The 25,054-nt window shown below is 42.1% G+C and carries 20 protein-coding genes; 15 read left to right on the top strand and 5 right to left on the bottom strand.

Annotated elements, in window-relative coordinates:
* Window positions 1–31: 31 nt before the first annotated feature.
* The 15 genes from QFZ77_RS30105 (at window position 32) to QFZ77_RS30035 (ending at window position 20,449) form a co-directional block, all read left to right on the top strand.
* Window positions 32–1,636, top strand: coding sequence for a response regulator (locus QFZ77_RS30105; RefSeq protein ID WP_307445372.1), 1,605 nt, complete (start codon window positions 32–34; stop codon window positions 1,634–1,636).
* A 12-nt stretch (window positions 1,637–1,648) separates the two neighbouring features.
* On the top strand, window positions 1,649–3,427 hold the full coding sequence (locus QFZ77_RS30100) for a sensor histidine kinase (protein ID WP_307445370.1): 1,779 nt from the start codon (window positions 1,649–1,651) through the stop codon (window positions 3,425–3,427).
* 592 nt (window positions 3,428–4,019) lie between these two features.
* Window positions 4,020–4,700 carry a response regulator gene (locus QFZ77_RS30095; protein ID WP_307445368.1) on the top strand — a complete coding sequence of 227 codons (681 nt, stop codon included), beginning with the start codon at window positions 4,020–4,022 and terminating at the stop codon, window positions 4,698–4,700.
* Between the two features lie 292 nt (window positions 4,701–4,992).
* The gene (locus QFZ77_RS30090; protein ID WP_307445366.1) at window positions 4,993–5,991 is read left to right on the top strand and encodes a substrate-binding domain-containing protein; all 999 of its coding nucleotides are present in this window, start codon (window positions 4,993–4,995) and stop codon (window positions 5,989–5,991) included.
* Window positions 5,992–6,098: 107 nt separating this feature from the next.
* Window positions 6,099–7,652: a sugar ABC transporter ATP-binding protein gene (locus QFZ77_RS30085; RefSeq protein ID WP_307445363.1), complete on the top strand. Its 1,554-nt coding sequence runs from the start codon at window positions 6,099–6,101 to the stop codon at window positions 7,650–7,652.
* Window positions 7,653–7,702: 50 nt separating this feature from the next.
* Window positions 7,703–8,626 carry an ABC transporter permease gene (locus QFZ77_RS30080; protein ID WP_373462779.1) on the top strand — a complete coding sequence of 308 codons (924 nt, stop codon included), beginning with the start codon at window positions 7,703–7,705 and terminating at the stop codon, window positions 8,624–8,626.
* Window positions 8,627–8,700: 74 nt separating this feature from the next.
* The gene (locus QFZ77_RS30075) at window positions 8,701–10,701 is read left to right on the top strand and encodes a methyl-accepting chemotaxis protein (RefSeq protein ID WP_307445358.1); all 2,001 of its coding nucleotides are present in this window, start codon (window positions 8,701–8,703) and stop codon (window positions 10,699–10,701) included.
* A gap of 205 nt (window positions 10,702–10,906) precedes the next feature.
* Window positions 10,907–13,894: a glycoside hydrolase family 32 protein gene (locus QFZ77_RS30070; protein ID WP_307445354.1), complete on the top strand. Its 2,988-nt coding sequence runs from the start codon at window positions 10,907–10,909 to the stop codon at window positions 13,892–13,894.
* Between the two features lie 213 nt (window positions 13,895–14,107).
* Entirely contained in the window at window positions 14,108–15,469 is a 1,362-nt protein-coding gene (bioA, locus tag QFZ77_RS30065; RefSeq protein WP_307445351.1) for an adenosylmethionine--8-amino-7-oxononanoate transaminase, read from the top strand.
* Window positions 15,466–16,197: a dethiobiotin synthase gene (gene bioD, locus QFZ77_RS30060; protein WP_307445348.1), complete on the top strand. Its 732-nt coding sequence runs from the start codon at window positions 15,466–15,468 to the stop codon at window positions 16,195–16,197. Before bioA ends, bioD begins: the two co-directional genes overlap by 4 nt.
* On the top strand, window positions 16,190–17,197 hold the full coding sequence (gene bioB, locus QFZ77_RS30055; RefSeq protein ID WP_307445344.1) for a biotin synthase BioB: 1,008 nt from the start codon (window positions 16,190–16,192) through the stop codon (window positions 17,195–17,197). The genes bioD and bioB overlap by 8 nt, the downstream gene beginning before the upstream one ends.
* A gap of 12 nt (window positions 17,198–17,209) precedes the next feature.
* Window positions 17,210–18,400 carry an 8-amino-7-oxononanoate synthase gene (bioF, locus tag QFZ77_RS30050; protein ID WP_307445342.1) on the top strand — a complete coding sequence of 397 codons (1,191 nt, stop codon included), beginning with the start codon at window positions 17,210–17,212 and terminating at the stop codon, window positions 18,398–18,400.
* On the top strand, window positions 18,385–19,116 hold the full coding sequence (locus QFZ77_RS30045) for an alpha/beta fold hydrolase (protein WP_307445339.1): 732 nt from the start codon (window positions 18,385–18,387) through the stop codon (window positions 19,114–19,116). The genes bioF and QFZ77_RS30045 overlap by 16 nt, the downstream gene beginning before the upstream one ends.
* Window positions 19,106–19,972, top strand: coding sequence for a malonyl-ACP O-methyltransferase BioC (gene bioC / locus QFZ77_RS30040; protein WP_307445336.1), 867 nt, complete (start codon window positions 19,106–19,108; stop codon window positions 19,970–19,972). The genes QFZ77_RS30045 and bioC overlap by 11 nt, the downstream gene beginning before the upstream one ends.
* Before the next feature lie 78 nt (window positions 19,973–20,050).
* Complete coding sequence (locus tag QFZ77_RS30035) at window positions 20,051–20,449, top strand: VOC family protein (protein WP_307445334.1); 399 nt, start codon at window positions 20,051–20,053, stop codon at window positions 20,447–20,449.
* 129 nt (window positions 20,450–20,578) lie between these two features.
* Here the strand turns inward: QFZ77_RS30035 and nagA are convergent, their stop codons facing one another.
* From nagA to QFZ77_RS30010, 5 genes are all read right to left on the bottom strand, one after another.
* A complete protein-coding gene (nagA, locus tag QFZ77_RS30030; RefSeq protein ID WP_307445331.1) occupies window positions 20,579–21,574 on the bottom strand; it encodes an N-acetylglucosamine-6-phosphate deacetylase in 996 nt (331 codons plus the stop codon).
* Window positions 21,564–21,986 carry a DeoR/GlpR family DNA-binding transcription regulator gene (locus QFZ77_RS30025; protein WP_307449959.1) on the bottom strand — a complete coding sequence of 141 codons (423 nt, stop codon included), beginning with the start codon at window positions 21,984–21,986 and terminating at the stop codon, window positions 21,564–21,566. Before QFZ77_RS30025 ends, nagA begins: the two co-directional genes overlap by 11 nt.
* Before the next feature lie 953 nt (window positions 21,987–22,939).
* A complete protein-coding gene (locus QFZ77_RS30020; RefSeq protein ID WP_307445328.1) occupies window positions 22,940–23,497 on the bottom strand; it encodes a CBO0543 family protein in 558 nt (185 codons plus the stop codon).
* A gap of 108 nt (window positions 23,498–23,605) precedes the next feature.
* A complete protein-coding gene (locus QFZ77_RS30015) occupies window positions 23,606–24,103 on the bottom strand; it encodes a CBO0543 family protein (RefSeq protein WP_307445325.1) in 498 nt (165 codons plus the stop codon).
* Window positions 24,104–24,406: 303 nt separating this feature from the next.
* Window positions 24,407–24,985, bottom strand: a complete 579-nt coding sequence (locus tag QFZ77_RS30010) for a TetR/AcrR family transcriptional regulator (RefSeq protein WP_373462778.1) — start codon at window positions 24,983–24,985, stop codon at window positions 24,407–24,409.
* Window positions 24,986–25,054 lie beyond the last annotated feature (69 nt).

Genomic DNA, 25,054 nt, shown 5'->3' with positions numbered 1-25,054 from the left:
ATAAAATTTCGAAAGCATAGTGGTGAGAGAAATGTATAAGATTATCATTGCGGATGACGAAGACAACGTAAGAGAGGGAATACGAGATAGTCTAAACTGGGATGAGCTGGGATTTGAGGTCGTTGGCGATTTTGAAAATGGTCGTGATGTGCTCCAATCCCTCGAACAGCTTCAACCCGATGTGGTTTTAACGGATATTAACATGCCTTTGATGGACGGTTTAGAAGTGTCACGCTATCTCTATGAACATTATCCTCAGACCAAAATCATTATACTTACGGGTTACGATGACTTTGAATATGCACAGCAAGCAGTGAAGTTGAAGGTACATGATTATATTTTGAAACCGAATACGGCCGATGAATTATGTCAAATCCTCTCCAAGGTAAAGTCAGATCTTGATGATGAGAATCGTAAGCTAGAGGATTTAAGCAAGCTTAAGCAGCAGCTTAGAGAGAGTTTGCCTCTCGTAAGAGAGCGGTTCTTGAATCAATTGGTTACAGGAGATCTACGAGAAAGCAAGCTTGAGGATAAGCTTGCCTATTTGGATATTGATTTACCGGGAAGCCATTATGTAGTCGCAGTGATTGATGTAGATGATCATGGAGAACTGCAAAGATTTTATCCCGAAAGCGAGAGTGAACTGCTATATTTTGCAGTGTGTAATATTAGCGGAGAAATTATTACAAGAAAAAAGAACGGACTCGTGTTCCAAAACAATAATGAAAAAACTATTGTAATCCTCTCTGGCGAGAATATGGAAAAGCTCCGTGAAGAGGCAGTACAAATTTTCGAAGAGATCAATCGATCGGTAAGAGAGTATTTGAAATTTACAGTGTCCATTGGTGTAGGAGATATTTGCTCTTCTCTAAATAAAATTCATCATTCTCATAAAAGGGCTTCATCTGCTCTTGATTATCGCTTTTTTCTTGGGAAAAATCGGATCATACATTTCGGCGACATTGAAGGGGGACTGGGTGAGAGCATTCCTTACGATAAACATTGGGAAAGGAAGCTCGCTACTACCTTAAAGTCAGGAACTCAGCAAGAGATAGAATTGATCATTGAGAAAATCATTGAAAATCTGAAGGAATCCTATCTGCCAATGGATCGCTGTTATATTCACATACAGCAAATCATCGTCTCGATTTTGGATGTTTTGGATGAGCTTGAGATTCGTGAAACCCTTCATAGCTCATCTTTAAACCCATTGACCGAAATTTACGGGTTAAAAACACTTGATGAAGTGGAAGATTGGCTGAAAAATTATTGTTTGCATACCACAGGTTCCATCCTCGAAACAAGAAACAACTTTTGCAAGATGCAAGCTTTGAAGGCGGAAGAATATATAAAGGGAAATTATGCAGATGCGAAAATTTCCATGGATATGGTGTGTAAGTATCTGGTTCTAAGCACAAGTTACTTTAGCCTTATTTTCAAAAACCATACCGGAGAAACTTTCATAAGTTATCTAACTCGGATTCGTGTGGAAAAGGCGAAAGAATTGCTTAAATGTACGGATTTGAAGACTTACGAAATCGCAAATCGTATAGGCTATGTGGACCCCCATTATTTCAATTTAATTTTCAAAAAAGCGACGGGTATGACCCCGACTGTGTATCGCAGAATGGTGTAAAGGGGCGTAAACATGGTAAGAAATCGAATCATACACTTTTTTCGTTTCAAAAGTATCCAGTCAACCATTGCTGTCGCTTTTTCATGCTTAATTGTGGTCACGATTACGGTGATTGCATGGATGTCTTATCATCTTTCCACAGATGCTGTGAAAAAAAATTCACGCGATTATACCTATCAGCTCATGGGACAAGTAAGCTCAAATATAGATAGCTACATCAATTATATGGACAATATTTCACGAATGGTTCTTTCCAATTATGATATCAAAGAGTACCTCTTGAAGCAGGTATATCTTGGTGCGATCGGTAAGGAAGACTTGAAACAGAAAATATCCTTCCAACTGAATACCGTGTTGAATACAAGAAAAGATATTTCGTCGATTCTTATATTTGGTACAAATGGGGAGATTATCCCTTACAATGAAAAGATTAAACTAAATCCACAAGTGGATCCAACGGAACAAAGCTGGTATAAGAAGGCAATTGAAGCGAAGGGGAGAGTCGTTATCTCTTCTTCACATGTACAAAATATGATTCTTAACGACTATAATTCAGTGATATCCTTAAGTCGTGAACTAAGCAGTGATGTCGGAGATGAAAAGCTCGGCGTACTGCTTGTAGACTTAAATTATAGTGTCATCAACGATATTTGCAACAAGATTAAGCTTGGAAATAGGGGATATGTTTTCATAGTGGATGCACAGGGAAACATTGTTTATCACCCGGAGCAGCAAATAATTAATAACAATCAGAAAATTGAATTGATCTCTGAAGTTATGCGTACTCCTGGCAGCAGCTTTGTGACTTCAGAAGGTAAAAATAGCCGGATGTACACGATTAAAACATCGCAAAGTACCGGATGGAAAATTGTCGGGGTTACTTATGTGGAAGAATTAGTCTCCAATAAAGATGAGTTGCAAACGTATACTTTTTTTGGAGGTATAGGGTTTCTTATCATCGCTGTGTTGCTATCTTTTGTTCTATCCTTGCGTATTTCAAGGCCCATTAAACATCTTGAAAGTTCGATGAAAGAGGTAGAGAAGGGGAATTTCGACATTCAGGTTGATATTCAAAGCTCCAATGAAATCGGACATTTAAGTAATCGATTTAATCGAATGACGACAGAGATCAAAGAACTGATGCTGCAAAATGTGAAGGAACAGGAGTTAAAAAGAAAGAGCGAGTTACAAGTGCTGCAAGCTCAGATAAATCCTCATTTCCTTTATAATACGTTGGATTCAATCATATGGATGGCAGAGACTGGAAAGTCGAAGGAAGTAATCCTTATGACGGCTTCCTTAGCTAAGTTATTCCGTTTAAGCATTAGTAAAGGACAAGAATTCCTTTCCATTTTCAACGAAATCGAGCATATCAAAAACTATTTGACGATCCAGAAAATGCGGTACAAATCTAAATTGGATTTTGAAATCAATGTGGATAAGAGTATCCTTTCCTATAAGGTGATCAAGATTATTTTACAGCCTTTAGTAGAAAATGCCATTTATCATGGAATAAGAAATAATGCGGGGATAGGTCATATTCAAATAACGGGGATGTGTAAGGGGGACCGTATTCTTCTTCAGGTCATCGATAATGGCATTGGAATGTCTCCGGAGGAGATCCATAACATGTACCAAAAAGATCGTACGTCTGTGCGAGGGAGTGGTATCGGCGTGCAAAATGTGGATCAAAGAATCAAACTCCATTTTGGCGATCCCTATGGGCTGCATTTCGAGAGTGAATTGGGGAAAGGAACTACCGTTAATATTTGGCTGCCAGTCATAGAATAGAAGTAAAATCCGTCGCCACCGGACGTTAGCGCACAAAAATTGTGCGCGAGGTCGGCAGATCCGTCGTCACCGGACGCTAGCGCACAAAAATTGTACGCAAGGTCGGCAGGTCCATCGCCACCGGGCGCTAGCGCACAAAAATTGTGCGCAAGGTCGGCGATCCGTCAGCCGCAGCACGCTAGCGCACAAAAATTGTGCGCAAGGTCGGCAGATCTGTCGCCACCGGACGCTAGCGCACAAAAATTGTGCGCAAGGTCGGCAGATCCGTCGCCACCGGGCGCTAGCGCACAAAAATTGTGCGCAAGGTCGGCAGATCCGTCGCCACCGGACGCTAGCGCACAAAAATTGTGCGCAAGGTCGGCAGATCCGTCGCCACCGGGCGCTAGCGCACAAAAATTGTGCGCAAGGTCGGCAGATCCGTCAGCCGCAGCACGCTAGTGCTCAAGGTAGTGCTTCTTTCAAAAATCCTATTGTAATTTTGCTTAACTTGAAGTAAATTATCCATTATCAGGTCGTGAAGTACACGCCGCTTGCTCCGGAAATTCATTTCCGGAGCAAGCGGCTATTTTATTTCCTCAAGGTGGAGAAGAAGATGGAAAAAATAAACGGTGAAATGAATCTGCAGCTTCGTGCTGCATACGAAAAGTGGATGGCATTTCAAATCAAGTCGTGCACAGGTGAACGGCGTAAGCGGCTGCAAAAGGGCCTGAGTTTTTCACTAAAGAAATTCATTATCCATGTGTTTTGGCCCGCTGTCGGGAGTTTTGACGATTGGCTTGCTGAGTACGAAGTGATCGATTTTAAAGACGGCTTCAGATACCTGGATTTGGCCAAACCATCGCCCGTCATCAAAATTTGCATCGAAGTAGACGATAAGGGAACACATGGTTATAACGCGGATTCGTATAAATTTTCAGATGACCGGTTCCGCCAGAATGACCTTGTAATTGACGATTGGAAGGTGCTTCGCTTTTCACTGCATAGCATACTGGAGCAGCCTCGCCGCTGCCAACAACAGATGATGCATGCGTTAGCGAAGTGGGGGATTGAATCAAATATAATTGAACCGCCTTTGTGTCCAACGGAACTTGCTATTTTCAAATTTATCGAAAATAAGACAGAGGCCTATTCCCCGATTACGATAGCTCAAGCAGTTGGAATCCACAGAAATACTGCACTAAAATATCTTAAGTCTCTAGTTGAAAAAGGCAAAGTGATGCCTGATGTCAAAACTGGTGGTCCAATAAGGCGGTACCGCAGCAATAGGCTTTAATAACGCAATTCCCCGAAAAAATTTCAGCAGTCGGATCAGCTTCCGGGGAAAGTCATTCAACCCAACTGAAACAGCCTATTAGAAAAATTTCAACAGTTGCAAGAAGATTTTCTATTATTTTTAGTTTTGATCGAAGGTATGATGAAGACACGGAAAAACAAGCATCCACTCTTTTAAGGGAGGTGAGGGTTCGTTAAGGTAAGTGAATAAAGTCTTTATGCCTATCTTCACTTGGGGGATTTAGCGCCAAACTTATTGTTAAAAAATTATAAAAATTCGGAGGAAATTAAAAATGAAAAACATGAAGATTATGTTGTTACTCTTTGTTGTATTTGCACTTACTGCTTGTGGTAAAGCAGTGGAAACAAAACCCGCAGCAGCAACTGGGGCGCCAGCAGAAACAGCCAGCGCAGCTAAAGCAGCAGATCCGGCACCAAAGAAAAAAGTAGTTATTGGTTTGACCGTACAAAACTTAAGCAATCCTTTCTTCGTAGCGATGTCCAAAGGGGCAGCTGAAGCTGCTAAGAAACACGGTGGTGAAGTTATCGCCGTTAGTGCAGAAGATAATTTGGCTACACAAACCGCTCAAATCGAAGATTTTATTACTAAAAAAGTAAGTATGATTATTCTAAGTTCCGTAGATACCAAAGGTATTGCAGCAGCAGTGGGTCAAGCTAAAGCAGCAGGTATCCCCATCATTTCTGTCGATACAATTTCTGAAGGTGGCGTAAATGCGAGTGTAACTTCGGATAACGTTCAAGCAGGAAAAATAGCAGGTGAATATTTGGTTAAACGGTTGAATGGAAAAGGAAATATTGCCGTATTGGATGGTCCGCCAGTATCGGCTGTAACAGATCGTATTGCTGGATTTAAGGAAGCGATCAAAGGAGCTCCGGGGATCAAAATCGTTGCTAATCAAAATGGTAACGGTAATCGTGAAACATCGCTTGCTAAGATGGAAACCATCTTACAAGCAAACGGTAAAGGGCAAATCGACGCCGTATTTGCTATTAATGATCCAACAGGTATCGGCGCCAAAATTGCTGCAGAGCAAGCCGGTCGTGACAAGGAAATGTTTATTGTTGGTGTGGATGGATCTCCGGATGCAGTGACGACACTTAAAGAAAACAAAAGCTATGTTGGAAGCTCAGCACAAAATCCTTTTAATATGATTACAATCGCGGTTGAAACGGCATTTAAAGTTCTTGCTGGTGAAAAAGTGGAACCATTAATTAAACTTCCAACTGACTTCGTTACGACAGAAAACGTAAAAGACTATAAAGGCTGGTAATATTGAATCCTTATTACGATGTGGGACCTGTTAACGGGAACCGCATCGTAGTTCTTCAGTCTTCAGTCATAGATATAAACAAATAATTTGGTGGAGTGAGTGAGAACATGGAAGCTGTGCAAGCGGAAGTTGAAAAGAACATTTCCTCTGAATCCTCAATAGCGTTAAGCATGCGAGCGATCTCCAAGTCTTTCTCAGGGGTCACCGTATTAAAAAACATAAATATCGATCTGCATAAAGGTGAAGTACATGCTTTAATGGGAGAGAACGGTGCTGGTAAGTCGACGCTTATGAAGGTTATGGCAGGGATATACCGTCCAGATAAAGGCGAGATTATGTATCGAGGCAAATCGATCACATGGCATAATGCGATGGAAGCGCGTGAGAAAGGCATTAGTGTCATTCATCAAGAGCTTAATCTTTCTCCGAATATAACCATCGGTGAGAACGTATTGATGGGAACCAAATTCCCGAAGAATAAGTTAGGTATGGTGGACTGGAAGAAAGTTCACGAACGAGCCCATTTCCTATTAAAATCAATCGGATCTGATTTAGATCCTAGATCATATGTCTCAACCTTAAGTGTCGCCCAACAACAAATGGTGGAAATCGCGAGAGCTTTATCGATAGAAGCGGAAGTTCTAGTGATGGATGAACCAACAGCTTCATTAACCCACAAAGAAATTGATAAGCTGTTTATTATTATTAACGAATTAAAGCAAAAAGGTGTTGCGATTGTTTACATTTCACATCGTATGGATGAAATTTTTAAAATTTCCGATCGCTGTACCATTTTGCGTGATGGAGAGTGGATTACATCGATTCCTATCGCCGAAACCAATCCGGAGCATCTTGTTAAGACCATGGTTGGTCGTGAATTAAACGATTTATTTCAAAAACCGCCTTCACATACGAGCTGGATTAAAGGTAAAACGCCGGTTTTAGAGGTTAAAGGTTTATCTGATAACAAAAACGTAAAGAATATTTCGCTCGAGGTGCATTCAGGAGAAATTGTTGGGATTTCAGGATTGGTAGGGGCAGGAAGAACAGAATTAGTCAGAGCGATCTTTGGTTTATCGGAAATATCAGCAGGTGAAATTCTAATAAACGGTCAATCGGTGAAAATCTCTTCTCCTGAGGATGCTATACGCTATGGTATTGCTCATGTTCCAGAAAGTCGTAAGGAGCAAGGATTATTCCTAAATATGTCTGTCAAAGAAAACATTATGATGGCTGAAATGTATAAATATCGAAAAGCAGCCCTCTTAAATTGGTCGCAAATAAGCAATGAAGCTGACAGGTATATAAGAGAATTAGGTATTAAAACGGCAAACAAAGAGCAAAAGGTGGTCAGCTTAAGCGGAGGAAATCAGCAAAAAGCGCTGCTTGCGCGTTGGTTATCCATCCAGCCTAAAGTGCTTTTGTTAGATGAACCGACAAGAGGTGTCGACATAGGCGCCAAAACCGAAATTCATAAAGTTATTTGTAAATTAGCCAAAAACGGTCTTGCTGTGTTAGTCATTTCTTCTGAGCTGCCAGAAATTTTGGCGCTGAGTGATCGCATACTTGTTATGCATGAGGGTAAATTACGGGCAAACCTTGGGCGCGAAGACGCGACACAAGAAAAGATCATGTATTATGCAACGGGGGAGATCAAATGAGCGCTGGAATGGAAGTAATCGTTAATAAAAAACATAATGTTGGATTATCCATGAGAAAAATATGGAATCAACTAGGCATGTTAATTGTGTTAGTTGCTATTTGTATCATACTCGCTATTTTTGCACCTAATTTCACAGATACGGGGAACATTCTCAATATATTAAAACAATCGTCCGTCAACGGAATTCTTGCAGCGGGTATGACATTAGTTATTCTGACTGGCGGGATTGATTTATCTGTGGGATCTACGATCGCACTTTCGGGCGTTATTTCCGTATTGCTTTCAAAACAAGGAATTAACCCTTTTATTGCCATGTTCGCTGGGATTGCGGTGGGATATGCAGCAGGCTGGATCAATGGCTTTCTGACTGCAAGAACCAAACTTCCATCCTTTATTGTTACATTAGGCAGTATGACTTATATAAGAGGCGCTGCTTTTGTAATTAGCGGGGGATTACCTACCATACTGGCCTCGGAACCCTTTAAGTTTATTGGATCAGGGAAGATCCTATCGGTTCCAACCCCCATATACATTATGCTGAGTGTATATATCGTGATGTTTATCGTACTTAAATACACGATGTTTGGCAGACATATTTATGCAATTGGGGGAAATGAAGAGGCAGCGAGATTAACAGGTATTAAGGTTGAAAAGACATTAATTAATGTGTATGCCATTAGTGGTTTATGTGCGGGATTAGCTGGCGTAGTTCTTGCAGGGCGTTTAATTTCCGGTCAGCCGAATGCTGGAAGCATGGCCGAGCTTGATGCCATTGCTGCCGTTGTTCTCGGCGGTACGAGTCTAGCTGGGGGAATTGGCCGAATTCAGATGACCATTATTGGTGTGTTAATCTTGGGTGTAATTAGGAATGGATTGACACTTTTAAATGTTAGCTTCTTTTGGCAAACCGTTATCACAGGTGTTGTTATCGTACTTGCGGTGCTTTTGGATCGTCTCCGCAGCGATAAGTAAGAGGAGAGGCTGTCAATATGGTGAAATTTCGCTTCAAAAGCATACGTACCCGCACACTAGTCACGATTCTACCTTTGTTAATTTTATCTATGTTTGTGTTGTCTGCGTTAAGTTATAGCTATTCAAAACAAATGATCAATGCGGAAATCCAAGATAAAATGGCATATCAATTAAACGCAACGATCAACAATATGCAAACCATATTAACAGCGCACAGTAAAATACCTGAAAGCTTAGCACGAACAATTGAACCTGTAGGTGACAAGATTGATAAAGGCAAATATTTTCAAATTATTCAAGGTTTGTTGTCCACAAACCCGGATACCTTTGGAGTTGGGATTTGGTATGAGCCCTATCAGTATAAAAATTATTTGCAATATTACAGTTCCTATGCCTACCGGGATAACGGTCGTATTTTATTTTCCAATGATTATGATACGAAAGAATATAATTATCCTGAAAAAGATTGGTATCTGCTTGGAAAAAATACAAAGGAAATTATGGTATGGACGGATCCATTTTTTGATAAAACCTCCAATGCTATGATTTTAACGACGGCAGTTCCCTTTTATAACAATAATAAATTTCAAGGGGTAGTTACAGCCAACATCAATTTAACCAGCTTGCAGCAGAAGATTTCAGACATTCATGTTGGTAAAAATGGATGGGCATTTTTGTTGGATCGAAATGGGAACTTTATTGCTAATAAAGATAACGAGAACTCCACGAATCATCAAATCATGAATGACTCTAATCTTAGCTTGGCGCAAATTGGCCAAGAAATACTGTCGAATAACAATGGAAATGCCATTTTTAGTGACGATAGAGGTTCCAATAAGGTTTATTATCAGACGGTTCCAGATACATCTTGGAAACTGGCAATCGTCATATCGCAGAAGGAGCTTTACCAGAAGCTAAACGATTATTTTATCATCTCGCTTATCATTATTATTGTATTGTTATGTTTTATTGTCATGGTGATTTATTTCTACAGTTTATACATTACCAACAACATTAAGAAAGTAAATATTCTTTCTCAATCGATGTCAAGCGGGGATTTAACCCAAACTATACCTATAAAAACGATCGATGAATTTGGCCAAATGGGCACAAATCTAAATACAATGGCGAGTAACTTGAAGTCCATTTTATTACAAGTATCTGAAAGTGCGAAAAGCGTATCTGAAACTTCAGTTCTTTTAACCAATAATGCGGAACAATCCGCGAAAGCAACAGAAGAAATTGCACAATCGATTCAAGAAGTAGCGGGTGGTACGCATACACAACTTTCATTAACCGATGAAGCTGTTGAAGAAACAACAGACATGTTTGTGAATATCAAAAAAATTACGCAACGAATAGAACTTGCAAGTCAATCAGCAAAGGACGCGCTGCAAACGGCCATTGAAGGAAAAGCGGATATTGCGGAAGCAATAAATCAGATCAATTTGATTTCTCGAAACTCACTCGATTCGGTTGGAATAGTCCGCCAGTTAGAAGAGAAGTCCAGAAAAATCAATCATATTATGACCTTACTATCCACTATTGCTAAGCAAACGAAAATGCTTGCTTTAAATGCAGGTATTATTGCCGCCGAAGCAGGATCAAATGGAAAAACATTTTCGGTGATTTCTCGTGAAATTTGTCTTCTTGCTGAAAATTCAACAAAATCGAATCAGGAGATCGATACACTAGTAACTGAGATTCAGGAGGATATCTCGAAAGCAGTAAAAGCCATGGAAGATGGAGATTCTGCTGTTCAAGAAGGGAAGCTGCTTACGAAAAAGGCAGGTGATTCCTTCACGAATATCCTTCAATTAGTCGAAGGGGTTTCTGGCCAATCCGACGAAATGACGAATGAAATAAAAATGATTCAAATGAATACGCATAAAATGGTTGAAAACATGGAGATAGTCTCTAATCTATACGGAAGTTCAGCAAGTTCAACCAATCACATCTCAGCAACGACAGAGGAACAGACAGCGGCAATCCAAGAAGTTGCTTCCTATTCCAACGAATTAGCCCATATGGCTAAGGTCTTACAACAATCTGTGGCTTCATTTAAACTCAAGTAAATCGTAGATCGAATGTGATTGAGAGATCAATAGACTAATTGACTTTGCGTGATGAAAGTAAACATGAGGTGGTCTGCTTTAAGCTGATAGGCGATTTGGGGAAATCTCAAATTATCCTGGGAATAGCTATTCAGATCTCCTTTTGTTAGTAAATGTAAGCGCATACAATTTATGAATTATTTTTAAACTATGGGAGGAGAACTCGATGAAAACTTATTTCAAGATGCTAATAGGTGCTTGCTTCTTTATGATCTCCGCGCTTGTTTTTTCAATACCCATTTATGCAGCAGATACCAACTATAATTACTACGATGAAACCTACCGCCCTCAATATCATTATACACCTCCAGCCAATTGGATGAATGATCCAAACGGAATGGTCTATTACGCAGGTGAATACCATCTCTTTTACCAATACTATCCGGATGGCGAGGTATGGGGACCGATGCATTGGGGACATGCAATCAGCACGGATTTAGTTAATTGGACAACGCTTCCTATTGCTTTGTATCCGGATTCGCAGGGAGATATTTTTTCTGGCAGCGCGGTCGTTGACTGGAATAATACAGCAGGGTTTGGCGCAGAAGCTATGGTTGCAATTTTTACTCATAATGGTGCCTCGCAGCAGCAAAGCATCGCATATAGTACGGACAAAGGTCGAACTTGGACCAAGTATGCAGGAAATCCAGTCATTCCGAATCCGGGGATTGCTAATTTTCGGGATCCTAAGGTGTTCTGGCATGCAGCTTCTAACAAGTGGGTAATGACGCTGACAGCAGATGATAGGGTCAAAATATATACGTCACCGAATCTGAAAAACTGGTCTTTTGCCAGCGATTTCGGAGTTAATCAAGGCTCGCATGGCGGAGTATGGGAGTGCCCCGATTTGTTTCCTTTAGCGGTTGACGGGAATCTGGCTAATGTGAAATGGGTTATGGAGGTGAGTATAGGTAACGGTGGAGCAGCAGGTGGTTCAGGTATGCAATATTTTATCGGTGAATTTAATGGAACCACCTTTATCAACAGCAATCCAGCAGGGACTATTCTTTGGAATGATTTCGGCCCTGATTATTATGCGGCTGTAAGCTGGAGTGATATACCATCAACAGACGGAAGAAGAATTTGGCTCGGTTGGATGAACAATTGGAATTATGCAACTGCGATTCCGGCATCTACGTGGAGAAGCTCGATGAGCGTCCCGCGTGAATTAAAGCTTAAGACATATCCTGAAGGTATACGGCTGCAGCAAGTTCCGGTCAATCAATTACAATCGCTTCGCGGTACAGTTAGTTCTTGGGGAGCAACAACGATTTCACCAGGCAGCAACATCCTCTCATCGAAGTCCGGAGATTCCTTTGAAGTGGTCGCAGAATTCCAGGTAAATACGGCTACGGCAACTGAATTCGGATTCAAAGTACGTAAAAGCGGGAATCAATTTACTTCGGTCAGTTATAATAAAACGAATTCAAAGTTGTTTGTGGATCGTTCTTTCTCTGGGGTAACGGGGTTTAATTCGACTTTCGCCTACAAACATGAAGCGCCCCTAAGTCCGGATGCTAATGGAAAAGTAAAAATGCAATTTTTTGTTGATCGGCAATCGATTGAGGCACTAGGCAATGATGGGAAGGTGGCCATATCAAGTCTAATCTTCCCCGATCGTTCCAGTCAAGGAATGGAATTGTATGCTATCGGTGGGAATGTAACATTAAATTATCTGAAAATCTATCCGATCAATAAGAGTATGGGAACTACGCCATTTGTATCGAATCTGTCAGGCTGGATCCATGTAAACGGCAAATGGGCGGACACTGTTGGGGGGAAACGGGGGCGAAGCAGTGGAGATGCCTTCACGCTAAGTTCTCAAATGGGTGGTAATTTCACCTACGAAGCTGATATTAAGCTATTGAACAGCAGCCAGGGTGCAGGCGCTCTAGTTTTTAGAGCTAACCATAATGCAACGCAAGGTTATGTAGCTAATATCGATACACTTAACGATGTCGTGAAACTTTTTAAATTAAATGGCGATGGTAGTGCAACTGTAATTGGTCAATATGCAACTCAACTAAACACCAGTACCGATTATCATCTGAAAGTAATCACATCGGGAGCTAATATTAAGGTCATCTTGGGCAGTACGCTGGCTCTTGATCTTAATGATACAACTTATGAGAGCGGTTACTTTGGATTGAATGTTTGGAATTCTAGCACTGAATTCAGGAATGTAAATACTTCTAATGTTACTGGACTGATATCTAATCTACCGACGATGGTACCGAAAAATGGAACTTGGAGCAACACTGCATCCGGTAAACAAGGCTTATTCGAGGGTGATGCATTTACGTTAAGCTCACAGACCGCAGGATATGTTGACTATTCGGCTAATATTCAAGTAACTTCGGAAGGCGCAGGCGCTTTGGTTTTCCGTTCTGATGCTACCGGTGCAAATGCGTATTTGGCGAATGTCGACGTTCAGAATCAGGTTGTAAAATTGTTTAAATTTGTAAATAATAGTGCAACGGTCCTGGGGCAATATTCAACCCCCTTATCGTTGAATACGAATTACAATCTACGTGTAGTTGCCGACGGTACCAGCATTAAAGTTTACTTCAATGGAACCCTTGTTCATAATGTGACGGATCCATCATTTGGCAGTGGGAGATTGGGATTAAATGTATGGAACGGAACGGCATTGTTCCAAAACATCACCTATAATCAAGCCACAAGGGATTTGACTAATCATGACTTTGAAACTGGAAACTTGACTGGATGGACCATTGTGAGCGGTACAGCATTTAATAATGCGGATGTTACATCGGCTGCGGCCTACTGGGGAGGACCTTTTAACCACCAGGGTACCTACCATCTTTGGGGCTTTAATAATGGCGTAGGGGGCGATTCCCCAGTCGGGGTGCTCCAATCGGAAACCTTTACATTAGGCGGTAACGGTCAAATCAGCTTCATGCTAGGCGGAGGAAATGATAGTAACAACTTGTATGCAGCCCTTGTCGATGCTTCTACCGGTACTGAATTGCTAAAGACAACAGGAATTAACTGGGATGCCTATAATAGGTATTTGTGGGATGCATGGAAGTATATCGGAAAAAGTTGCTACGTCAAGTTGGTAGATAATTCGACAGGCGGATGGGGGCATATCAATCTTGATCATGTAAGTGCGCCCGTTTTAAAACAGTAGTCATATAGTTGTCGCACGTACCCTTCTGTGAGAGGCCTATGCAACTGTGCATGGGCCTACTTGATTTTTCAACAGGTGAAAGAGCGCTGATCAATGGAGAAGGAAATTGTCTTTACAGCAGTGTCTGTCTTCTGCTAGAATAGCTAAAGTTAATTGTAAACCTAAATACAAAAGTTTGGTTGACAATAAAAAGTTCATGGATGGTGATTATCTTTGTCAACGCATTTTGAACGTCTTGCCGCCATAAATAAAGATCACCTTTGGCATCCTTTTACTCAAATGAAAGACTATAATTCATCAGACCCTTTAATTATTGAACGTGGTGAAGGGGTCAAGCTGTATGACGTTCAGGGACGTGCCTACTATGATGGTTTCTCGTCTGTTTGGCTTAACGTACATGGACACAACGTGCCGGAGCTGAATCAGGCGATCACAGATCAATTAGGACGAGTCGCCCACTCTACGCTGCTCGGAATGGCAAATATACCTGCCATCGAGCTTGCTCAGAAACTAGTAGAGATAGCACCGAAAGGCTTAAACAAGGTGTTTTACTCTGATTCAGGAGCAACTGGTGTTGAAATCGCAATCAAAATGGCATTTCAATATTGGCGTAATAGTGGTCAAAAGGGTAAAAAGACATTTATTACGATGAATCAAGCTTATCACGGAGATACAATTGGCGCGGTTAGCGTAGGTGCTATTCCGTTGTATCATGATGTGTTCCGACCGATGTTATTTCCTTCACATGTCATTCCATATCCTTATGCTTATCGCCATGAAGGCGGGGTGGAGGCTGCAATGGCTGCAACATTAACCGCTCTTCGTATTTTGCTCGAGAGTCGTAGCGATGAGATCGCAGCGCTCATTGTGGAGCCGATAGTGCAAGGAGCAGGGGGAATAATTGTCATGCCTTCAGGTTGTTTACACGAGATGGCCGCACTGTGCCGCAAACATCGTGTGCTACTTATCGCGGACGAGGTAGCGACAGGATTCGGGCGGACGGGCGCTATGTTTGCCTGCGATCTAGAAGGTGTGTCACCTGATTTGATGGTTGTCGGTAAAGGTCTAACGGGTGGTTACTTGCCCGTCGCAGCAACACTTGCGACAGACGAGGTGTATGGAGCGTTCTATGCTGATTACCAAGAGCAGAAAACTTTTTTCCATGGTCATTCCTACACGGGCAATCCTCTTGGATGTGCTGTGGCTTTGGCTAGCCTGAAGCTATTGGATGAGCGGAACATGGTAGAAGGAGTTATTGCAAAAGCTTCATTCGTGGAGCAGAAGCTCGCACCACTTAGTGAACGGCCACATGTCGGTGAGATTCGGCAAAAGGGCCTAATGATTGGGGTCGAACTCGTACGTGATAAGCTGTCACGCGAGCCGTACAAATGGGTAGATCGTATCGGCGTACGCGTAGCCGAGCGTGCTAGAGAACTTGGAATGCTTACAAGGCCACTTGGCAATGTTATCGTATTCATCCCACCTCTTGTCAGCAAGCAAAATGAGCTGAATGCCATGACGGATATTTTAGTAGCATCGATCGTTGATGTTACCGAGGGTGGATCACCGATATGAGCAAAGTGCGCGGATTATTTGTGACCGGCACGGACACTTGCGTCGGAAAGACGATGGTGACCGCAGCTCTTACCGCTGCGTTTCGTGCTGAAGGGTTGAATGCCGGAGTCTGGAAGCCCGTCCAGTCTGGTGCACTTCTTGGCAGCGGAGTTACGGATGCGGAATGTTTGCTTAAAAGATCGGGTATTGATGAATGCCCAGAGGCCGTGGCGCCTTTTACATTTGAAGCATCGCTTACCCCTTTCCTAGCCGCCAAGCATGCAGGCGTAACCCTCACGATAAAAGAACTCATCGCCGCAGGCGAACCACTAATCAATCGTTATGAGGCATTATTGATTGAAGGCGCAGGTGGTGTTGCTGTACCACTGACAGAGGATTCTCTGGTGATTGACTTGATCTCTGAACTTCACACACCAGCCCTGGTCGTATCCCATTCCGGTCTGGGTACGATTAATCACACGCTTCTCACAGTATCGCTACTGCGGCAGCGCGATATCCCGATCGTAGGCGTAATTATGAACGACGGAGCACTGGAATCCCATGACGATCCAAGTGTTAGTACGAACGCAGATCTCATTGAACGTTACGGCGGAGTGAAGGTCCTTGGCCGGTTTCCCCGCTTGTATGGGGAGGTGAATACAGAATTACTGGTACATACCGTCCGAGCAACCATTCAGTTAACGCCTATCAGACAGGCACTTTCCTATCATATAAAAGGGGATGAATGAGATTAATAAAATCAAAAACGATTTGCAGTGGCAATCATTTGCCCAAAAAACGCTTAATGGAGAATGTTTAACGATAGAAGAAGGGCTTGCCGTGCTGGAATCCGATAATGACGAAATACTTTTGCTGATGCAAGCTGCTTTTCAGGTAAGAAAACATTTTTATGGAAAAAAAGTGAAGTTGAATATGATCATCAACGCCAAAAGCGGCCTGTGCCCTGAGGACTGCGGCTATTGTTCACAATCCATCGTATCGACAGCTGCGGTGAAAAAATATACTTTGCTCGACAAAGATACGTTGCTCGCAGGCGCACGAGAAGCAATGGCTCGCAAGGCAGGAACTTATTGCATCGTTGCTGCTGGCAAGGGACCGACGGATAAGGAACTGGATCAAGTGGTGGACGCAGTTAAAGAAATTCGTGAAACGATGCCGCTCAAAATTTGCGCATGCCTAGGAATTCTGAAGGACGATCAAGCAGAGCGTCTTGCAGAAGCAGGGGTCCACCGATACAACCATAATTTGAACACAAGCAAAACGAACTACCCATCCATCACTACGACCCATACCTACGATCAGCGTGTTGAAACGGTAGAAAAGGTAAAGACTCATGGCATGTCTCCGTGCTCGGGTGTCATTATCGGAATGGGTGAGACGAATCGCGAAATTGTCGAAATGGCTTATGCGCTGCGCGATCTTGATGCGGATTCGATTCCAATCAATTTCCTCAATGCGATTCCGGGCACCCCACTTGAGCAATCAGGCCGTACGCCGGCAATACAAGCATTGAAGGTATTGGCCTTATTCCGGTTCATCTGTCCGTCTAAAGAAATTCGTGTGGCAGGCGGGCGTGAGGTTAACCTTCGTTCCCTGCAGCCTCTGTCTCTATATGCAGCGAATTCACTCTTCGTGGGTGATTATTTAACGACTGAAGGCCAAGACGTTTCTGCAGATCATCAAATCATTGAAGATTTGGGCTTTGAAATTGAGATAAACGCGTTGTAAGGAAGGCTGAACATGAATGGATTGGAAAAAGAACTTGAAGCTTTAGAGCGCGCATCTTTGGAACGCCACTTACGTGCGAGTGCTCCTGTCCCTGGAAGGCGTGGTTATACGTTGCGAGAGGAAAAAGTGCTGCTCAACTTGTCCTCGAATGACTATCTGGGACTCGCTCAGCATCCTGCTATTGTAGAAGCAATGCGTGATACACTCCTCATCGAAGGAGCAGGCGCCAGCGCTTCTCGGCACGTGACCGGCAACCTGCCGCCATATGGACATCTTGAAAAAGCGTTGGCAGAATGGCAGAACTGTGATGCAGCACTTGTCTTTGCAAACGGATATATGGCTAATATTGGTGTCATTGGCGCGCTTGTGAGCCGGAGCGATGTGGTTTTCAGTGATCAGTTCAATCATGCGAGTATAGTCGATGGGATCGCAATGAGCCGTGCTGAACATGCTCGATACCGTCATAACGATTTGGAACATTTGCGTGCATTATTAAATAAGTACCGTGATAAACGGCGCAAGTTGATTATTACAGATGCGGTATTCTCCATGGATGGCGATCAGGCTCACTTGCTTGAATTAGCTGCGCTCAAACGGGAATACGGAGCCATGCTGATGATAGATGAGGCACATAGCGGTGGGATTTACGGGTTGCGTGGCGAGGGATTGGTTTATGAGCTCGGGCTGCAGAATGACGTGGATATTCATATGGGAACTTTCAGCAAATCATTCGGTGTCTACGGGGCTTATGTTTGTGGAACAAGCACGCTGATCAGGTGGTTGATCAATAAAGCAAGACCCCTTATGTATTCAACGGCATTGCCGCCATCAATCGTAGCGGGTATTTCAAAGTCGTTGGAGTTGGTTCAAACAGAACACTGGCGTCGGGAACAACTGTTGTCAACAAGTCATTTTTTTCGTTCCTCTTTATGTAAAGCTGGTTTTAATGTCGGTAGAGGAGATTCTCCCATTGTACCATTGATCGTTGGAGATAATGATACGGCCCTAAGATTTAGCAATGCTTTAGAAAAGGAAGGTATCGCTGCAGTTGCTATCCGTCCGCCTACTGTACCAGCAGGTACAGCGCGAATCCGCTTCTCTTTGTCAGCTTCGCATACCTTAAACGAACTCAGAGATGCCATTACGCAAATTTGCAGTATCGGGTTTCAAATGGGGGTGTTGGATTCATGCAAGATGAGCTAAGCGGTACGATCTTATGGCTGACTGGATGGAGTATGTCGGATAAGGTCTTCGATCAACTACGTGAATTACTTCCTGACTTTAACCATGTTACCGTAAATTACAGCACAGTTGATTCCTTAGAGGATATGTTGTATTTGACAGAAACGTCGGCAAAAGATTTCATCTCTTCTGGTGGTGGTCCGATTCTGGTAGGAGGTTGGTCGCTTGGCGGGTTACTGGCGTTGAGACTCGCGACCCTTGACTTAGCAGACGGCCTTCTTTTGTTCTCGGCAACAGCTAGATTTACTCGTCCTAAAGAACAGATGGATCGCGGATGGGCCGATGGATACGTTAGACAGATGATCCATGGAATCAGGAAGGAACGACAAGCTGTAGAAAAAAAGTTTCAACAGCTGGTTTTTACGGAGACGGAATCGGGAATGGGTCACAGGGAAAGTCTTCCCCTCATTGGCAATTGGACAACATCTGCCCTAATTGCTGGTCTTGAAGTCCTCCGTGGTGTGGATTGCCTGTCCCGACTTCCGGAAATCGATTGTCCGGTTCTACTTGTTCACGGAACTGAGGATAAGGTTTGTCCTTACTCGGCGGCAGAAGAGTTACTCATGCAATTGCCCCGGGCGAAGTTGCTCACAATAGATGGAAGCGGACATGCTCCGTTTCTGGGCAGGGAAGCTCAATTGGCTGAATCACTAAGGGGTTGGTGGCATGATCGGTAGGAAAACAGCGATAGGACGTCAATTTAACCGAAGCGCAACAGGTTCATATGATATTCATGCCCATGTTCAGCGTATCATGGCGAAGAAGCTTCTTACATCTCTTGAGGATTGGACAAGTGAGAGTGATTGCAACCAACCTAATATTCTAGAGATCGGTTGTGGAACCGGCACTCTGACCGAAATGGTGGTAAACCATTGGTCATGTTCGTCTATAACTGCGCTTGACATTGCGCCCGCAATGATAGAAGCCGCTGAACAACGTGTTAGGTCAAATGCTGCAAACTTTGTTGACTACAACAATAGGCAACCGTCTCGCGTTAACTTTGTGCATGCCGATGCCGAATTGTGGGCTGCAAGTGTTCCTTCATCCTCGTTCAATCTCATTGTTTCTAATGCTTGTTTTCAGTGGTTGTCTTGTCCGATACAAACGCTGGAGCACCTTTACCGACTGCTTCATACTGGAAGTTTGTTAGCATTCGCGACGTTCGGGCCGGATACGTTCCGCGAGCTGCACACAGCTTTTGATGCCGTTTACCGTGCTGGCGGCATGGAGCCCCAACGGCACGGATTATCTTTTCAAACTTCAGATCAGTGGAAAAGCTTGTTAAAGGAAACAGGGTTTTCAAATATCCAATGTGAAAGTTGGGTTCAAACGGAAGTGTATGCTTCTGCAAGGGATTTCCTTCTATCTGTCAAAGCAATGGGAGCCAGCACCTCCGAAGCCGCCTCTTCGTATGGCTTCGGGTCACGGCGTCTGTTCGCCAACATGTATAAAGAGTATGAAGATAAGTTCAGCACCCCGGGAGGCGTCGCTGCGACTTACGAAGTTCTTATTATTCGGGCATCGGTAATTTGATAAACAATTAAGCGTTTACAAATAAAAGTAGTTCATATAATATTGAATTGGTAAATACTTCTAAATGGGGGTAAAGAAATGGTTGGAGAAGTGAAGAATCCAGTAAGAAATGAAATTACCTCTGTTATTTTATGGTCTAGAGATTTAATGAAATCGGTAGAGTTGTATAGTAAATTTCTAGGTTTACCAATTGAAGAGAAAGATAATTATGGGCATTTGCATCTATTTCATTTACCAAATGGAACGGAGATAATGATTGATTCAAACGGAATGGATAAAATTCCAATTCCACAATCGGCTCCTCCATTGTTTTTTATGCCTTCTGATGATATTGATGAAGCAGCTAAATTTGTTCAGGAGCTTGGCTTTGAAATTATTTATGGTGGAATACATAAGACAAGTCAAGTATCGTTTTTTAATATGAGAGACCCCGACTTTAACGTTATAACGATTTGTCAGAAACATTTAATGATTTAACTCTAACGGATAACGATAAAATGGAGGAGCTTGCTTCGCGGTGGCTTCTCTTTTTTTTCAATGGGCAGCATAGTTCAACAAATGTTTTATTTCCAAATACTATGTACATTTCTCTGATTCTTACAAACATTAGATGATATGACCCTTAATCATTGTCCATTGCACTTGGAATTGTTCATTTAACAAGACAAGATCAGCGTCAAGGCCCGTGGAGATTCTGCCTAAGGTATCAAGGCTTAATATTCGTGCAGGTGTGGTTGAAGCCATTTGAACCGCGTCTTTTAAAGAAATTCCGGTTTCAACGGTTAGACGCAGTGCCTCATTCATCGTAACGGTACTGGAGACTAAAGTCCCATCCTCTAGTCGCGCCACACCGTCGGAAACCGTAACATGATGGCCACCGAACACATAATTCCCATCACCTAGTCCCATGGCTTGTAAAGCATCTGTGATAAGTACCATGCCATCGGGTCCCTTCAGACGATGCATCATTCGAACGATCGCAGGATGCAAATGAATGCCATCCACAATCGCTTGGAGGCTTACATGTTCTTCTTCAAAAGCGGCTACAACCAGACCGGGATCACGATGATGAATCGGACGCATGCCATTGAAACAATGCGTTACGTGACTTGCTCCGGCTTCAAAGGCTTGCTTTGCTTCCTCGTATGTGGCATCCGAATGCGCAACGGCGATTATGACGCCATTTTCTTTCAGAAAAGAGATGAGCTCCATCCCGCCAGGTAATTCGGGGGCTATTGTAACCATCTTAATCAGTCCATCTGCTTCGTTAAAAATTTCTTTCATTTCAGTAAGATTCGGATGTCGTAAAAACCGTTCATTTTGCATACCTTTACGCTTCGGATTCAGGTAAGGCCCCTCTAGATTACTCGCCTCACTGCCATCCATCATATCGAACCCGTTAGCACCGTGGATATGCACATCGATCATTCCAGGTATCAATAAATGTCCTTCACCATCCATAAGTTCATATTCGACCTCCGGAAGAGAAGAAAGACCACTTTCTAGCTTTTCAATAATTCCGTTTCTTATCCAAAGTGTGGCAGGTAGAACAAAGTCGCCTGGTTGAACCACGTTTACGTTGTGCAAAATTTTAAGACTCATCTTTGTTATCCTCCTCGTATTTGTCTTTCTCTTCACATTGAATAATCGCTATATTTTTATTATGGAGTACTTCTCTTATTTCGTTAGGCACCTCTTGATCGGTAATCAAAATATCCACAAAGTCAAAATCTAAACGATAGACCGATTTGCTTGTAAACTTCGTGTAATCAGCCACGACGATTACCTGATCCGATCTGCGGGCCATCTCTTTTTTTACAGAAACATCATCTTCGTAAGGAAAGTAAAGCCCATCAGTTTGTATAGCTGTAGCTCCGATAAATGCCTTATCAGCTCTTAATTCTCTTAGCTTATCAATGACGGAAGGTCCATATAATAACCGATTTTTGGTATGTAAATAGCCGCCTAGCACATAAACTTGCAGATCTTCCCGTCCTGAGAGAATCCCTACAATGTCTATGGAATGTGTGACGGCCGTAATATTTTTAGCTGAAATTTGTTCTGCTACATGATTATAAAAGTTTTTACGATCGCATTGGAAAATTAAACGGTTGGGACTTTAGTAAGGTAAGTTGTATCTCCGAAGGAGTAAAATGGAATTTTTACTCTGAACAGATGGAATGATTCATGCCGCGAATGCTAATTTATAAAAATCAAAGAAAGCAAATGTACGCATTTTGCAAATGGATTCTGAAAAAATCGATTTTCCTGAGACTTTTTTAATGTTGTATCAAATCGGCATTGCAGTTTTAACACGAATGAAGTAGCAAAGGTATTAGCAAAAGATGGTTTTTTTATAACACAACAAGTAAATGAAAATGATAAATTTAACATTAAACGTAAAAACTAAAAATGATTTGAGTGCATGCAAGAAGAAGGAGGACGCTACTTGCTTAAGAGAAAGATAGCCATCTGGTCTACTTTGATCTTTTTTGCGATTTTCTTGACGATGCTTTCATTAGCAAAGAGGACCATCCGAACAACAAATTACAGCTTATCTGGCTCAACGGGGCTGGAGGCACAAGGAAACACTTGGCGTCCATATCATCTACGAAAAGGACAATGTTACTTTAAATGTCTATTCTCGTTTCCGAAAAGGTTACTGGTGGTACGTTCTCGACAGATCCCCATAGGCGGAAAAGGAACTTGAATACAAAGAGTAGTAAGCTCTAACGGAGAACGATAGTGGAGGAGCTTGCCTCGCGGATGCTCCTTTTTTGTTCATTTATTACGGGCAGATTGAGTGAACAAAGAAATAACAAAGAGCCACTTCTGAAAGTGGCAAAGGTGAGTATTTAATCTCTAATATCACAGAATTCCCATTATTACGTTCCATATTCTGTACAATGGGTGTAGATAAATATTGAACATTTGCGTTAATTGCTACCCAACGAAAGAGTCATTTTATTAAGGAGCATCCAAATTATTCATTTTGTTTCGTTTCGAGAAATAATCTGCTAATAAATATAGCAATATGTAAATAGGTAGCGATATGAATTTACTCCAATGTACCACCACATAAATTCCTAACCAACTTAATAAAGGCTCGGATACGAATGAGTTAAACAGACCCAATACGAGCGCCTTTAGAAAAGGAGAAGACTTTGGTTTGTACTGTAGTAAGAGCATCACCTCAAAAACAATGAATGTTTCAAAGGGAATGTAAGGAGGGATACTCGGAATTAGTTTGTAGGGATAATACCATAAACCAAAATTATTACCCATAAAATCGAGCCAGGACGCCGAGAGCAGTACGACGATGCCTGGATATAACAAGCGATCTGTGCTATTTTTTTTCCTAATAAAAAACCAAACAATAATCGGAACGATGAATAAAACTAAGCTAAACCACCACTGCCAGGTAAACAACACATGCTCTTTCCACACTTTGACATACTCGATGCTATCTTCGGCTGTATTATTTATCATTTCTCTTATATATTTCAGATATTCTTCCTTGGCCATAGCAACCTCTTCGTTATTGTTGTCGGAATCATTATTAATACTTCAAGTTCGTATATACCACCAAAGAAATTGAACAAACGAATGGATGCTTGCAACGTTAGACATGATTTATTGGAGCTGAATATGGAATAAGAGTATTAGACCATAAACAATGGGAATGGAGATTATGTACGCTAGTAGTGGCCGAGAGTGATGTAATTTAATCATTGGAAACATCATCGTATCAAAGAGAACTGAATAACCCAAGTTCCATCCATTTTGATAAGTAATCCTGCCTGATACAAATAATATGACTTCTACGGAAACATAGATACCGATCCATAGGCATATATGTAGAATTTGTTTTCCAATTGTTTTGGGGTAGTTAGATAGATACAACAAGATTGTAAGTGGCATTGTGACAACAGCATAAACAATAATTGTGATAGTTTGGTTGTAAAAGAAATCTGGGTGAAAGACCCACAGTGTTTGATCTAAGGTCAAGAATTCATACAAAAACCCAGCAGCAACGACGTACAACATGGAGGAGTGGTACTGCTTCCAATCCCTCCAGTCAGACCAACGCCATGCTGCTAGTATGGTAACTAAAGTTAAAATTAGATGCATGAATCTACCTACCTTTGAACCTGATTCAATAATTATCGCCACACGTTAGAATTGAACTCACACAATTTAAAACGAATGGCGTAATACAGAAACCCTGAAAAAGAAGGAAAACCGACCAAGATGTCCGGATCTTTTTTAAACAACTGTGGCATTTAAGTTCAGTACCATCTTAAAGGATTATTTTACATTATTTAGGTTTTACGGTAGTTTACTCAATACATAGAAGGTTTATTCATATGTAAATGTGATGACACGAATACATTCGGCTAGTACGTATACTATGAAAGAGGTCATTGCTTGGAGTTAGCGAGATTCTGGCTGGGGAAGATGGAGCAATTCTGAAAGTTGTGTAGCCAAAAAAATCGGTGTATAGGGTAAATCATTGCGAAGCCAGAAAACAATGGTACCAATGATGGCGGAGGAGCCGTACCAGATCGCGATATCTTTTTGAACGTTCAAGGTTAAGGATGCCTCAAGCGTGTTCATTCGAGAGGTGATAAAATCAGCGATCAGCTTCATGAGTCGTTCCGTAAATACGGGTATACGTCTGGAAGCGAGCAGAACCTTATAGAATTTCGAATTTTCCGCGATATGCTCAAGCAATTTGATCATGATTTCCATGTTAAAACCGGGCCGGTTCGGAGCTTCCTTCAAGATGGCATGGATTTCGTTAATCATATCTTCAGCCAATCTATCGATCATATCTGGAATATCTCGATAATGAAGATAGAAGGCGACACGATTAATCGTCGCTCGCTCCGCGATGCGATTCACGGTTATTTTCTCAAGCTCAAGCTCGTGAAGTAATTCAATAAATGCATCTCGAATCAATTGGCGCGTACGAAGTACACGCGGGTCTATTCGTTGTGATTTTTTTGACAGGAGCAATCACTTCCTTTCTCTCAATGCGCTATACGACAAATTCTGCAAGATTTGTGGATTATGTTATAG

The organism is Paenibacillus sp. V4I3 (assembly GCF_030817215.1).
GTDB lineage: Bacteria > Bacillota > Bacilli > Paenibacillales > NBRC-103111 > Paenibacillus_E.
The sequence above is the reverse complement of the archived record's forward strand: the minus strand, read 5'-3'. Positions and strand labels throughout refer to the sequence as shown.

What these genes read in the sequence shown, in the direction of transcription:
- QFZ77_RS30105 (WP_307445372.1), top strand. Translation starts at nt 32, where the DNA reads ATGTATAAGATTATCATTGCGGATGACGAAGACAACGTAAGAGAGGGA.
- QFZ77_RS30100 (WP_307445370.1), top strand. Translation starts at nt 1,649, where the DNA reads ATGGTAAGAAATCGAATCATACACTTTTTTCGTTTCAAAAGTATCCAG.
- QFZ77_RS30095 (WP_307445368.1), top strand. Translation starts at nt 4,020, where the DNA reads ATGGAAAAAATAAACGGTGAAATGAATCTGCAGCTTCGTGCTGCATAC.
- QFZ77_RS30090 (WP_307445366.1), top strand. Translation starts at nt 4,993, where the DNA reads ATGAAAAACATGAAGATTATGTTGTTACTCTTTGTTGTATTTGCACTT.
- QFZ77_RS30085 (WP_307445363.1), top strand. Translation starts at nt 6,099, where the DNA reads ATGGAAGCTGTGCAAGCGGAAGTTGAAAAGAACATTTCCTCTGAATCC.
- QFZ77_RS30080 (WP_373462779.1), top strand. Translation starts at nt 7,703, where the DNA reads ATGAGAAAAATATGGAATCAACTAGGCATGTTAATTGTGTTAGTTGCT.
- QFZ77_RS30070 (WP_307445354.1), top strand. Translation starts at nt 10,907, where the DNA reads ATGAAAACTTATTTCAAGATGCTAATAGGTGCTTGCTTCTTTATGATC.
- bioD (WP_307445348.1), top strand. Translation starts at nt 15,466, where the DNA reads ATGAGCAAAGTGCGCGGATTATTTGTGACCGGCACGGACACTTGCGTC.
- bioB (WP_307445344.1), top strand. Translation starts at nt 16,190, where the DNA reads ATGAATGAGATTAATAAAATCAAAAACGATTTGCAGTGGCAATCATTT.
- bioF (WP_307445342.1), top strand. Translation starts at nt 17,210, where the DNA reads ATGAATGGATTGGAAAAAGAACTTGAAGCTTTAGAGCGCGCATCTTTG.
- QFZ77_RS30045 (WP_307445339.1), top strand. Translation starts at nt 18,385, where the DNA reads ATGCAAGATGAGCTAAGCGGTACGATCTTATGGCTGACTGGATGGAGT.
- bioC (WP_307445336.1), top strand. Translation starts at nt 19,106, where the DNA reads ATGATCGGTAGGAAAACAGCGATAGGACGTCAATTTAACCGAAGCGCA.
- QFZ77_RS30035 (WP_307445334.1), top strand. Translation starts at nt 20,051, where the DNA reads ATGGTTGGAGAAGTGAAGAATCCAGTAAGAAATGAAATTACCTCTGTT.
- nagA (WP_307445331.1), bottom strand. Translation starts at nt 21,574, where the DNA reads ATGAGTCTTAAAATTTTGCACAACGTAAACGTGGTTCAACCAGGCGAC.
- QFZ77_RS30020 (WP_307445328.1), bottom strand. Translation starts at nt 23,497, where the DNA reads ATGGCCAAGGAAGAATATCTGAAATATATAAGAGAAATGATAAATAAT.
- QFZ77_RS30015 (WP_307445325.1), bottom strand. Translation starts at nt 24,103, where the DNA reads ATGCATCTAATTTTAACTTTAGTTACCATACTAGCAGCATGGCGTTGG.